This is a genomic window from Pseudomonas sp. IT-P4 (assembly GCF_949767755.1).
Lineage (GTDB): Bacteria > Pseudomonadota > Gammaproteobacteria > Pseudomonadales > Pseudomonadaceae > Aquipseudomonas > Aquipseudomonas monachiensis.
Genome location: NZ_CATKPX010000067.1, coordinates 266074 through 279025, shown reverse-complemented (window position 1 = coordinate 279025; position 12952 = coordinate 266074). Strand labels below are relative to the sequence as shown.

At 61.3% G+C, this 12952-nt stretch carries 9 protein-coding genes; 4 read left to right on the top strand and 5 right to left on the bottom strand.

Annotated elements, in window-relative coordinates; translation table 11 throughout:
* Window positions 1–2: 2 nt before the first annotated feature.
* On the bottom strand, window positions 3–3344 hold the full coding sequence (gene treS / locus ACM6IT_RS24375; protein WP_223541467.1) for a maltose alpha-D-glucosyltransferase: 3342 nt from the start codon (window positions 3342–3344) through the stop codon (window positions 3–5).
* Between the two features lie 56 nt (window positions 3345–3400).
* Window positions 3401–5398, bottom strand: a complete 1998-nt coding sequence (locus ACM6IT_RS24370) for an alpha-1,4-glucan--maltose-1-phosphate maltosyltransferase (protein WP_414918856.1) — start codon at window positions 5396–5398, stop codon at window positions 3401–3403.
* A 215-nt stretch (window positions 5399–5613) separates the two neighbouring features.
* Between ACM6IT_RS24370 and ACM6IT_RS24365 the strand changes: the two genes are divergently transcribed.
* Entirely contained in the window at window positions 5614–5781 is a 168-nt protein-coding gene (locus ACM6IT_RS24365) for a hypothetical protein (protein ID WP_177336494.1), read from the top strand.
* A 41-nt stretch (window positions 5782–5822) separates the two neighbouring features.
* Here ACM6IT_RS24365 and ACM6IT_RS24360 read toward each other — a convergent pair whose 3' ends face one another.
* Window positions 5823–6320 (bottom strand): MgtC/SapB family protein, encoded by a 498-nt coding sequence (locus ACM6IT_RS24360; RefSeq protein ID WP_409079262.1) that lies wholly within the window; start codon window positions 6318–6320, stop codon window positions 5823–5825.
* 121 nt (window positions 6321–6441) lie between these two features.
* Between ACM6IT_RS24360 and ACM6IT_RS24355 the strand changes: the two genes are divergently transcribed.
* The 3 genes from ACM6IT_RS24355 to mapR all read left to right on the top strand — a co-directional run bounded on the left by ACM6IT_RS24355 (window position 6442) and on the right by mapR (window position 9836).
* Window positions 6442–6675, top strand: a complete 234-nt coding sequence (locus ACM6IT_RS24355; protein WP_056727524.1) for a DUF3203 family protein — start codon at window positions 6442–6444, stop codon at window positions 6673–6675.
* Window positions 6676–6870: 195 nt separating this feature from the next.
* A complete protein-coding gene (gene ccoG / locus ACM6IT_RS24350) occupies window positions 6871–8283 on the top strand; it encodes a cytochrome c oxidase accessory protein CcoG (RefSeq protein ID WP_414918855.1) in 1413 nt (470 codons plus the stop codon).
* A 143-nt stretch (window positions 8284–8426) separates the two neighbouring features.
* Window positions 8427–9836, top strand: coding sequence for a GntR family transcriptional regulator MpaR (gene mapR, locus ACM6IT_RS24345; protein ID WP_414918854.1), 1410 nt, complete (start codon window positions 8427–8429; stop codon window positions 9834–9836).
* Window positions 9837–9893: 57 nt separating this feature from the next.
* Here the strand turns inward: mapR and ACM6IT_RS24340 are convergent, their stop codons facing one another.
* Together ACM6IT_RS24340 and ACM6IT_RS24335 are read right to left on the bottom strand one after the other, a co-directional pair.
* Window positions 9894–10640: an SDR family oxidoreductase gene (locus tag ACM6IT_RS24340; RefSeq protein ID WP_056727529.1), complete on the bottom strand. Its 747-nt coding sequence runs from the start codon at window positions 10638–10640 to the stop codon at window positions 9894–9896.
* 86 nt (window positions 10641–10726) lie between these two features.
* A complete protein-coding gene (locus ACM6IT_RS24335) occupies window positions 10727–12844 on the bottom strand; it encodes a putative bifunctional diguanylate cyclase/phosphodiesterase (RefSeq protein WP_414918853.1) in 2118 nt (705 codons plus the stop codon).
* Window positions 12845–12952 lie beyond the last annotated feature (108 nt).

Here is a 12952-nt window from a genome sequence, read left to right as displayed (position 1 = left end):
GACTACTCTCCACCAAGATCGGAAAAGGGTTTAAGCCCACTCAATAATCCATATAAACCGTGCAACGGCACGGGCAACCAGGCGGGGCGATTTTCCGCCTCATAAGCCACTTCATACGCCGCCTTCTCCAGGCCGAACAACGCCAGCGCGGCATCCTCGCCTTCGGGATCTTGCCATGCATGGGCAAGACTAGCTGCCGCCAGCCGATAAGCGTCGACAAATGCTTGCCGCGCCTCGCTCAAGTAGCGATCGGTGACCCGCAAGCGCGCGGCATCGGCTGCCGCGGTGTTGTCGACGCTCTGCACATTGATCGCCATCGCCGCCGCATAGTCGAAAGAGCGCAGCACGCCGCTGACATCCTTGTACGGGCTGTGTTTGCCCCGTCGTTCATGCAATGGCCGGGCCGGTTCGCCTTCGAAGTCGATCAGGTAGGCATCGCCCTTGATCACCAGCACCTGGCCCAGATGCAGGTCCCCGTGCACACGTATACGCAAGCCGCCCACGGTCTTTTTACCCATCGCTTGTACATGGCCGAGGATGGCCTTCTTGTTGTCCAGTAAACGGCCGACCAGGGTCTGGTCCGCCGGGCTCAATTGACTTTTATGTTGCTTGAGCAAGCTCAGCGCGTGCTCGATTTGCGTTGCAACATCCTTGGTCGAAGCCAGCGCCTCTTTCTGCGTGGTGACCTGGGGCATGAAGTCCGGGTTGGCACTCGGCGCCGCCAGCACCTGGTGCATTTCCCCCAGGCGCTGACCGAGCATAGCGGCGAAATCTTTCAGTTCGCCGAGCGCGTTGTAATGTTGTTCCTGCTCGGACACAGCGTCGGCCAGCTCATCGCGCAGCGCCCGTTCGAGGTTGTTCTGGGTCCATTCCCAGGCGTCGCCCTGATTGCTCAGATAGCCTTGGGCGATCATCAGCAAATTGTCTTCACCCGCCCCGTCCCGGCGCACCACGGCCCCAAGCAATGGCGAAATATTGCTGAACCCGGCTGCGGTCAGGTACGCGCTCATTTCCAGTTCCGGGTGCACACCGCAGGCGACCTTGCGGATCAGCTTCAGCACCAGGCTGTTGCCGATCACCACCGAGCTGTTGGACTGCTCGGCGGACAGGTAACGTACCGGCGACTCGGCATTGAGGCCGAGTTTTTCCAGCTCCGCGGTGGACTCGAAACGAATGTCGCCATCGCTGGAGGCCAATACGGTGCCGGCCTGAATGCCCTGCAAGACGGCATGCACAAAGGTCTCCAGGCTGAAGGCATCGGTGATAAGACCGACCTGGCGTCCGCGCCGTACCCGCGACAATGCCAATTGCTGCGGCAGCGGGGTACCGACCTGATCTTCCGAGATAAAGCCGAACGGCAACTGGTAGCGACTGCTCTGGCCAGCGCTGGTGACATTGATCTCACTGAACAGCACCGGATGCTGCGGATCGCCGAACCGCACGCCATAGGCCAGGTCGACCTGTTCGATGGCGGCGTCCTTGCCCGCGAACCAACGGCGGTTCTGCAGCCAGTTGGGCAGGATGCTGTGCTCCAGCGTGGTGCGTGACGGCGCCTCCAGCAATTCCTCCATGCGCTTTTTCAGCACCAGCGTGGTGAAGTCCGGCAAGCTTTGTGCGGGCTCCACGTGCCAGCTCGGCATCTGGTTTTCCGCGGCGAGGCCAAACCAGTAGAAGCCGTAAGGCGCCAGCGTCAGGAGAAAATTCAGCTGGCCGATGGGCGGGAACGCGTTACCCCCGAGCATTTCCACCGGCACCATGCCGACATAGGCCGACAGATCCAGCTCGGCGGCCTGGGCGCTGCGCGACACGTTGGCCACGCACAGAATGACTTCGTGCTTGCCGTCCACCCCGGTGAATTCGCGGGTGTAGGCCAGAATCCGCCGATTGCTCGGCGACAGCATTTTCAACGTACCGCGCCCGAAGGCCTTGGATTGCTTGCGCACGGCGAGCAGGCGCCGGGTCCAGTTCAATAGCGAATGCGGGTCGCCAGCCTGGGTTTCGACGTTGACCGACAGGTAGCCATATTGCGGGTCCATGATCGGCGGCAGCACCAGGCTCGCCGGGTCGGCCCGGGAAAAACCGCCGTTGCGGTCGATGGACCATTGCATCGGCGTGCGCACACCGTCGCGGTCGCCGAGGTAGATGTTGTCGCCCATGCCAATCTCATCACCGTAATACAGGGTCGGCGTGCCTGGCATGGACAGCAGCAGGCTGTTGAGCAGCTCGATCCGGCGGCGGTCGCGCTCCATCAGCGGCGCCAGGCGACGGCGAATCCCCAGGTTGATCCGCGCCCGGCGGTCGGCGGCGTAGTAATTCCACAGATAGTCGCGTTCCTTGTCGGTGACCATCTCCAGGGTCAGCTCATCGTGGTTGCGCAGGAAGATTGCCCATTGGCAGTTGGCGGGTATATCCGGGGTCTGGCGCAGAATGTCGGTAATCGGGAAGCGATCTTCCTGGGCCAGCGCCATGTACATGCGCGGCATCAACGGGAAGTGAAAGGCCATGTGGCATTCGTCGCCGTTCAGGCCTTTCTTGTCGGTGTCGCCGAAGTACAACTGGGTGTCTTCCGGCCACTGATTGGCCTCGGCCAGCAGCATGCGGTCGGGGTAATTGGCGTCGATTTCCGCGCGGATCTTCTTCAGGACGTCGTGGGTTTCCGGCAGGTTCTCGTTATTGGTACCGTCGCGCTCGATCAGGTAGGGAATGGCGTCCAGGCGCAAGCCGTCGATGCCCATGTCGAGCCAGTAACGCATCACCGACAGCACCGCTTTCATCACTTGCGGGTTATCGAAATTCAGGTCCGGCTGGTGGGAGTAGAAACGGTGCCAGAAGTATTGGCCGGCGACCGGGTCCCAGGTCCAGTTGGATTTTTCGGTGTCGAGGAAAATGATGCGGGTGCCATCGTATTTCTGATCGTCATCAGACCACACATAGAAGTCCCGCGCCGCCGATCCGGGTTTGGCCTTGCGCGCCCGCTGGAACCATGGGTGCTGGTCGGAGGTGTGGTTGATGACCAGCTCGGTGATCACCCGCAGGCCACGCTTGTGCGCCTCGGCAATAAAACGCCTGGCATCGGCCATGGTGCCGTAGTCGCTGTGTACACCACGGTACTCGGCAATGTCATAACCGTCGTCGCGCCGTGGCGAGGGATAGAACGGCAACAGCCAGATGGTGTTGACGCCCAGGTCGGCGATGTAGTCGAGCTTGGCAATTAAACCGGGAAAGTCGCCAATCCCGTCGTTGTTGGAGTCGAAATACGATTTGACGTGGACTTGATAGATCACCGCGTCCTTGTACCAGAGCGGGTCCTTGATGAACGTGGCAGCCTTGGGTTTCTTCGCCATGTGAAACTCCTGGTGAATTCATCTTGGCCACAGGCGGAGTATCCCCTGTGGTGTTCTCAAGAGGCGGTAATTCTCCAAATCCCGAACGGCTGGTACGCCGGGTCGATCCGCATGAATTGCTGTTTGCCATGCCAGGTCCAGCGATGGCCATTCATCAGGTCTTCGCCATGAGTGCTGGCGTAGTCCGGCAAGCCCATTTCCCACAACGGCAACTCGAAGTTCGCCTCCTGCACGTTGTGCGGATCGAGGCTGACCGCCACCAGAATGAAATTGCTGCCGTCCAGGCTGCGTTTGCCGAAGTACAGGATGTTGTCGTTCCAGGCGTTGTAGACCTTCAGGCCCAGGTGCGTGTGCAACGCCGGGTTCTGCCGCCGGATGCGGTTGAGCTGGGCGATCTCGGCAATGATGTTGCCGGGCGCGTTGAAGTCCCTGGGGCGGATTTCGTACTTCTCGGAATCGAGGTACTCCTCCTTGCCTGGCACCGGTGCCGACTCGCACAACTCGAAACCCGAGTACATGCCCCACAGGCCCGAGCCCATGGTCGCCAGCACGGCGCGGATGAGAAACCCGGGGCGCCCGGATTCGTGGAGGAACGCCGGGTTGATGTCCGGCGTATTGACGAAAAAATTCGGCCGGTAGCATTCGCGCCACGGCGATTCGTTGAGTTCGGTGAAATAGGTCGCCAGTTCAGCCTTGGTGTTGCGCCAGGTGAAATAGGTGTAGCTCTGGGAGTAACCGACCTTGCCCAGGCGCGCCATCATGGCCGGCGTGGTAAAGGCTTCGGCGAGGAAGATCACCTCGGGGTACAGCGCCCGTACATCGGCGATCAGCCACTGCCAGAACGGCAACGGCTTGGTGTGCGGGTTATCGACGCGGAAGATCTTCACGCCCTCCTCGACCCAGCCCACCACGATATCCCGCAGCTCCACCCACAAGCTCGGAATCGCCTCCGGGGCATAGAAGTCGACATTGACGATGTCCTGGTATTTCTTCGGCGGGTTTTCCGCGTACTTGATCGTGCCGTCCGGCCGCCAGTTGAACCAGCCCGGGTGTTGCTTGAGCCACGGATGGTCCTGGGAGCACTGGATGGCAAAATCCAGGGCGATTTCCAGGCCATGGGCCGCGGCGGCCGCCACCAGTCGGCGGAAGTCTTCGCGGGTGCCCAATTGCGCGTGAATCGCTTCGTGCCCGCCCTCCTCGCTGCCAATCGCATAGGGGCTGCCCGGATCATCGGGGCCCGCCGTCAGGGAGTTGTTCGGACCCTTGCGGTAACTACGCCCGATCGGATGGATCGGCGGGAAATACAGCACATCGAAACCCATGTCCTGAATCATCGCCAACCGCGAATGCACGTCATTGAAGGTGCCATGGCGCTCCGGGCTGTCGGTGATCGAACGCGGGAACAACTCGTACCAACTGGCAAACTGCGCCAGTTCTCGCTCCACATCCAGCGGGTACTCCGGGCTCAGGCTCAAGTAGGCGCGATGATCGACGCGGGCCATGAGGTCGGCGCTACGCGGGTGCAAAAACAGTGCAATCTGCTCGGTTTCAAGCAGCCCTGACAGTTCATGGTGCAAGGCCGCCAGTTGCTCGCTGAGTAGCCCTTCGCTGCGTTCGGCGGCCTGCTGGACATGAATCCGCCCTTCCTGCAGTTCCAGGCTGACGGGCACCGCCGCCGCATGCTTCTTTTCCAGCTCATAACAAAAACTGGCGAATTGATCGATCCAGGCTTCGATACAGAACAGATAACGGCCCTGGGTGTTGACCCGGAACTGCCCTTGCCAGCCGTTATTGCCCAGGTCCTTCATGGCCGCGCTTTGCCAGGCGTCCCCATCTTCGGCCCGCCAGCGCACGCGAACCGCCAGCTTGTCATGCCCGTCGGCGAAGACCTTGGCCGTCACCACCACGTCCTGCCCCACCACGGACTTGACCGCGAACTGCCCGCCTTCAAGGGTCGGCATGATGTTTTCAATGACGATACGCGGCAGCAACAACGCCTGCGACAGCGGCATGTGCGGGTTGTAGCTCAACTCAGTCGGTTTTTCAGCCGTCATCGAGCCTCTCTCCTTACGCCCCATGGACGCGCTTGTGTCTGGTCGCCACCCCGCCGGGCAATCCGCCCCGGGATGAAGTCACTTAGGTTCCGAGCGACAGCCGCCGGGAAAGTTTCATCGACAATTTCCGGAATCAAGTCCTACGCGCTGCGGTCAACCAACCAGTCCACCTACTTAAGCACGACTCACGCCATGTGCCACCAGAGGCTTGAACAATGAACAATCCTTTCCCGGCTGAAACCCCCGACCCCAACATCGACAACCCGGTGATACCGCCGAGCGATCCGCAGCCGGTACCCGAACAGGATCCGCCCGAAAAGAACCCGCCGCCAAGGGAAGAACCGCCAACGACGATGCCACCGGTGATTGTGAACCCTGAATGACGACAGTTGATCGTTCCCCCATGCTGGCCGGGGGAACGATCTCATGGGTGATCCTTATCGATCAGCTTCACAATCCCCGGCATCACACTGAACACCCCCAGCGCCAGCAGCGTACTGAGCACCGCCGTCGCCTCCCGGCCCAGTCCGGCCGCGACACCGATGGCGGCCGTCATCCACAGGCCGGCGGCGGTGGTCAGGCCTTTGACGTGGCTCTCATCGCCGTCGTGGTTTTTCAGGATGGTGCCAGCCCCCAGGAAGCCGATCCCGGCAATCACGCCCTGCACTACCCGGCTCATGGCATCGGCCTGCGAACCGGACATCTGCGGCACCAACACGAATAGCGCCGCCCCCATCGCTACCAGCATGTGGGTACGCACGCCGGCGGCCTTGCCCTGGTGTTCACGCTCGAACCCGAGAATCCCGCCCAGCACCGCAGCCATCAACAGGCGCACGGTCACTCGCGTCAGCTGCGAGGCATCGCCGATGTCGGCGAACTCGCCTTGCAGGGTCACCCAGACTTCGTGCCACCAGGCGTTCATGGGGTTGTCCTTGAGAGAGGCCATGGAGGGTGGACCGCAGCGACCACTAATCGGTTGCACAGAACGATGACCGGTGGTTGCGGCCTGAAACTATAGATTCCACTGAAAAAAGGATCCCGTCATGACTGTGCGCATCGAGAACCAGACCTGCTTTTTCACCACTGAAAATGGCGAACTCATTCGTCTGTGTCCCGACGTGACCATCGTCACCGACGGTGCCAAGGCCATGTCGGCAGTGGACATCGAAGGCGAGCGCATCTACATCACTGAAGCCGAGGCTGACGCCTTGACCGTCGCAGGCGCGGTGGATGGACGCCGGCACTTGAAAGCCACCGACAGTGGTTCGGTGATTTGATCGGGTTTGATCCGCACCTGCCGCTGCTACTTTGCAAAGGCCCCCGGGCCCGCCAGTGACGGCTGCTTCAAGTTGTCGCAGGCCGTGCAAACACGACCATCTGATCTGCTTTTTAATGCAATACCTGAGTCTGTTATGCAAACAGATCGCCGCTCATAGTGCTCATGCCTGATGGAGGCTGATGAGCGAAAGACCATGAGCGAAAGAATCCCCGTCCGAACCGTAGAAACATTCGAGCCTTCGCGTCTGAAGATGAAGGCCAAATCCAGCGACAACCTGATCCACACCCGCAGCTTCACCGGGCTGTTCCGCAACCTGCGCATCAGCGGCGCCGGCTTTCTGTTCTTGCTGTTTTTCGGCACCGTGTGGCTGAACTGGGGCGGCCGCCAGGCGGTGCTCTGGGACCTTTCCGAAAGCAAGTTCCATATCTTCGGCGCGACCTTCTGGCCGCAGGATTTCATCCTGCTCTCGGCGCTGTTGATCATTGCCGCGTTCGGCCTGTTTGCGATTACCGTGTTCGCGGGCCGGGTCTGGTGTGGCTACACCTGCCCGCAAAGCTCGTGGACCTGGATCTTCATGTGGTGCGAGAAGATCACCGAAGGCGAACGCAATCAGCGGATCAAGTTGCAAGCCGCGCCGTGGGGCCTGAACAAACTGATGCGTCGCTCGGCCAAGCACACCTTGTGGCTGGCCATCAGCCTGCTGACCGGCCTGACCTTCGTCGGCTATTTCACGCCGATCCGGCCGTTGGCCGAAGAGCTGTTGAGCTTCCAGATGAGTGGCGTCAGTCTGTTCTGGGTGCTGTTTTTTACCGGCGCCACCTACATCAACGCCGGTTGGCTGCGTGAAGCGGTGTGCATGCACATGTGCCCCTACGCGCGGTTCCAGAGCGTGATGTTCGACAAGGACACCCTGACCATTTCCTACGACATGGCCCGGGGCGAAAACCGTGGCCCGCGCAAGCGCGAGGTGAAACCCGCCGAGGTCGGTCTGGGCGATTGCATCGATTGCCAGCTGTGCGTACAGGTCTGCCCGACCGGCATCGACATTCGCGATGGTTTGCAGATGGAATGCATCGGTTGCGCCGCGTGCATCGACGCCTGCGACTCGATCATGGACAAAATGGGCTACGCCCCAGGATTGATCAGCTACACGTCCGAGCATCAATTGCAGGGTGGCAAGACACACCTGCTGCGTCCGCGCCTGATCGGCTACACCGCCGTGCTGCTGGTGATGATTGCCGCCCTGGTGATGGCATTGGTGCAACGGCCGATGGTGTCCCTCGACGTCAGCAAGGACCGGGGCCTGTTCCGCGAGAACAGCCAGGGGCAGATCGAAAACATCTACAGTCTGAAGGTGATCAACAAGACCCAGCAGCGTCAGGACTATCAATTGAGCCTGGTGGATGCCGATGATTTCCAGTTGCAGGGCAGGACCGAATTCACCCTGGCGCCGGGGGAGATTGTCGATGTGGCGGTGTCGGTGGCGATGCTCACGGAGCGTCCGGCCAGCAGTTCGCAGAGCATCGGCTTCAAGGTGGTCGACAGCGATGAGCCCGGCGTCTACAGCGTGGCGAAGAGCCGGTTTGTTGCGCCGATGAATCGCTGAGCCTTTAAGATGCAGAGCTTTAAAGATCGCAGCCTTCGGCAGCTCCTACGCACGCAGGCCGATCCATTGCAGGAGCTGGCGAAGGCTGCGATCTTCGCGGTACGACCGTCCCTTTGTCCAAATGACACCCAACCGGGCTTTTGATGAAACGCTACGAAAAATTCGCCGACGACATCGCAGAACTGATCCGCAACGGCGTCCTGGGTCCCGGCCAGCGGGTACCGTCAGTGCGTTACGCCAGCCAGACCTACGGGGTTAGCCCGTCCACGGTGTTCCAGGCCTATTACCTGCTGGAACGTCGCGGCCTGATCCGCGCCCGCCCGCGCTCCGGCTACTTCGTCAACGCCCATGCGCCCCGGCCGTTTTCCGAGCCGGTGATCAGCAATGAGGTCAACGAGTCGACGGAAGTCGACGTCAGCGAACTGGTGTTCTCGGTGCTCGACTCGATCAAGGACCCGAACACTGTGCCCTTCGGCTCGGCGTTCCCCAGCCCGACGCTGTTTCCCCTGCAACGCCTGTCCCGTTCCCTGGCCAGCGCCAGCCGCGAGATGGACCCGCGCATGGTGGTCACCGACATGTCGCCGGGCAACCCGCAGCTGCGCCGGCAAATCGCCCTGCGCTACATGGTCGGCGGGCTGATGTTGCCCATGGAAGAGTTGCTGATCACCAACGGCGCCCTCGAAGCCCTCAACCTGTGCCTGCAAGCGGTGACCCAACCTGGCGATCTGGTGGCCATCGAGGCCCCGGCGTTCTACGCCTGCCTGCAAGTGCTCGAACGCCTGAAACTAAAGGCGGTGGAAATTCCCGTACACCCGCGCGATGGCATCGACCTCGGCGTGCTCGAGCAAACCCTGGAGCGCCATCCGATCAAGGCCTGCTGGTGCATGACCAGTTTCCAGAACCCCATGGGCGCGACCGTGCCCGAGGCCAGGAAACAGCAGCTTGTGGAATTGTTACGGCGCCACCAGGTGCCGCTGATCGAAGACGATGTCTACGCCGAACTGTATTACGGCCAGCAAGCACCGAAACCGGCGAAGGCCTTTGATACCGAAGGCCTGGTGATGCACTGTGGCTCGTTCGCCAAGAGCCTGGCCCCCGGCTACCGCATCGGCTGGGTCGCCGCCGGGCGTTACGCGCAGAAAATCGAACGGCTGAAACTCATGACCTCGCTGTGCGCCTCGATGCCGGCCCAGGCCGCCATCGCCGATTACCTGCAACACGGCGGCTACGACCGGCACCTGCGTAAATTGCGCCATGCCCTGGAAGACCAGCAAAGCGCCATGCTCGCCGCCATCGCCCGCTATTTCCCGGCGCAGACGCGGGTGAGCCAACCGGCGGGCGGGTACTTCTTGTGGCTTGAATTGCCGGAGCAGATGGATTCGTTGAAGTTGTTTCAGATGGCATTGGCCCAAGGCATCAGCATTGCACCGGGGCCGATCTTTTCGCCGGCGCAGCGCTTCAGGAATTGTATTCGGCTGAACTACGGCAGCCCGTGGACCGAGGAATCGGAGAAGGCGATGGAGACGTTGGGGCGGATTGTGCGGTCGTTCTGATGGTTGGATGTTGCCTGCACTATCGCCTTCGCGAGCACTGACAACGCAAACCTCAGATCAACGCCCACCACCAAGATCAACAAAAGTCCCGGTCGCATAAGAAGCCTTGTCCGACAGCAACCAGACAATCGCCTCCGCCACTTCATCCGGGCGCCCGCCACGGGCCATCGGGATCGCCGACTCCAGCTTGCTGACCCGATCCGGGTCACCGCTCAAGGCATGGAAATCGGTATAGATGTACCCCGGACGCACGGCGTTGACCCGAATCCCCTCACCCGCCACTTCCTTGGACAGGCCGATGGTGAAGGTGTCCAGCGCGCCCTTGGATGCGGCGTAATCCACGTACTCGTTGGGCGATCCCAAGCGCGAGGCGACCGACGAGACGTTGACGATGCTCCCGCCCTGCCCGCCGTGCCTGGGCGACATGCGCAGGATCGCGTGCTTGGCGCAGAGGATCGGCGCCAGGACGTTGGTTTTCATGATTTTCAAAATGCGGAACTCGGACATTTCGTCGACCCGGGACTTCTGCCCGACGGTGCCGGCGTTGTTCACCAGCGCGGTGACCCGGCCCAGCTCACTGTCTACCCGATTGAACAGGGCGATGACTTCGTCTTCGATACTGACGTCGGCCCGTACCGCAATGGCTTGCGCACCGAGGGCGCGGACTTGCTCCAGCACGCCGAGTGCGGCCTGTTCGTCCGCCTGATAATTGATGCAGATCCGATAGCCCTGCGCGGCGGCCAACAGCGCGGTGGCGGCACCAATGCCGCGGCTACCGCCGGTGATGACGATGACTTTGTCCATGCGAGCTTTCCCCCCAATCAAAGCTTAAGCGGTCGGGGGCAAGAATAACTGCCATTGGCGGTTTTTGCATTGCTTCACATCAGCTGTCATGTCATCGACATCTCGCGCTCGGCACTGGCTTTCAATTGCTCGACCAATTGCTCCCCGCGATGGATTTCCACCATGAATCCTGCGGCGGGCAGCGGATGCCCCAGCAGGTAACCCTGCAACGAATCACAGCCGAGTTGAGTCAGGAAGTCCTGCTGCACGCCGGTTTCCACGCCTTCGGCGACGATGCGCAACCCCAGCGCCTGGCCGAGGGCGACGATGGCCGAAACGATGGCAGCGTCGTCGCTGTCGTGCTCCAGGTCCCGGACGAAACCACGATCGATCTTCAGTTCGTTGGCTGGCAGGCGCTTGAGGTACATCAAGCTCGAATAGCCGGTACCAAAGTCATCGATGGACAGGTCAACGCCCATTTCCGACAGCTCCTGCAGCACCGTCATGCTCGCGTCGGCATCGCTCATGGCGGTGGTTTCGGTGATTTCCAGGGTCAGGCTGTTAGCCGGCAGATGGTGCGTCGCCAGCGCCTTGGCGACGCTCCGGACCAGCCCGGCATGGCAAAACTGAATGGCCGACAGGTTCACCGCGATGCGCCAGTCGGTGTAGCCCAGCACGTACCACTCGCGCATCTGGCGGCACGCTTCGTTGAGCACCCACTCGCCGATCGGAATGATCAGCCCGGTTTTTTCCGCCATTTCAATGAATTTGTCCGGCAACAGCATCCCTTGCGTCGGGTGCTCCCAGCGCAACAAGGCCTCGGCGCCCACTGGCCGGCCATTGGCGGCATCGAACTTGGGCTGGTAATGCAGGCTGAATTCCTGCTGTTCCACGGCATTGCGCAGGTCCTGCAGCAATTGCAGCTGTTTGCGAGCGTTGCTGTTCATCGAGGCATCGAAAAAGCTGTAGCCGTTTTTACCCGCGCCTTTGGCGTGATACATCGCCGCGTCGGCATTCATCAGCAATTCATGGGCGGACTGGCCGTTACCCGGGTAAAGCGCGATGCCGACGCTGGCGGAAATGTGCAAATCATGTTCGGCAACCCGGAACGCGCGCGCGATCAGCCCGACCTGACGGGCTGCCAGGTTCAAGGCGTCGTTCTGTTCGCTCAATTGCACCAGCAACACGAACTCATCGCCGCCGATCCGCGCCAGGGTGTCCTGGCTGCGCAACTCTTCGCGCAGGCGCACGGCCACTTCGCGCAACAGCAGATCGCCCATGTGGTGGCCGAAGGCATCGTTGACCGGTTTGAAGCCATCCAGGTCGATGAACATCAGGGCAAAGCACCCCCCGTCCTCCTGGACCCGGGACATGGCCTGATCGATTCGATCGGCGAGCAGCGTCCGGTTCGGCAACCCGGTGAGTGTGTCGTGCAGGGCCAGTTGGGTCAGCTCACGGTTGGCCTCGGTCAGCGATCGGGCCAGGCTCGCGGTGCGCGCCTCCAGGCGTGCATCGAGGATCGAGGTCAGCAAGGCAATGCTCAGCACCGCCAACGTGGTGATCAGCACCAGGTTGTCCAGGCCGTTACCGCTCAATCCATTGACCGCCGCGCCACAAAAACTGCCGTCGGCAAAGCGTGCGGCGGCCATCCCGGTGTAGTGCATGCCGACGATGGCGATGCCCATGACCACGGCGGCACCGCCACGGATCAGACGGACGTGAGGCGTGTGCTGGCGCAGATGAAAAGCGATCCACAATGCCGCGCCCGAAGCACCGACCGCGATCAGCAGCGAGACGCCGAACAACGTCGGGTCGTAGTCGATGCCCGGCTGCATGCGCATGGCGGCCATGCCGGTGTAGTGCATCGCGCTGATGCCGGCCCCCATGACCAATGCGCCAAAGGCCAGCTGCCAGGCCGGCAATTGCGGCTGGCTGACCAGCCACAGCGCGAAACCGCTGGAGAGCACGCCGATCAGCAGCGACAACAGAGTGATGGCGCCGTCGTACCCAAGGTCGATCGGCAACTTGAACGCGAGCATGCCGATAAAGTGCATCGACCAGATGCCGATGCCCATGGCAACGGCTCCGCCAGCGGTCCACAAATGCACGGCGCGGCCTTTGGCGGTGGCAATGCGTCCGGTCAGGTCGAGTGCCGTGTATGAGGCGAGAATCGCTACACAGAGCGAAATGATGACCAGGGTGGGGGAATAGCTGCCGATGAGCATGGAGACTTCTCGCGAATGCCCCCCTTATTGGTATTGATTCTCGCAGGGGGGAAAATGCGGCGATTGTACTGATTCCAAATGAGAACGCACTCACAAAATGAGCAAAGG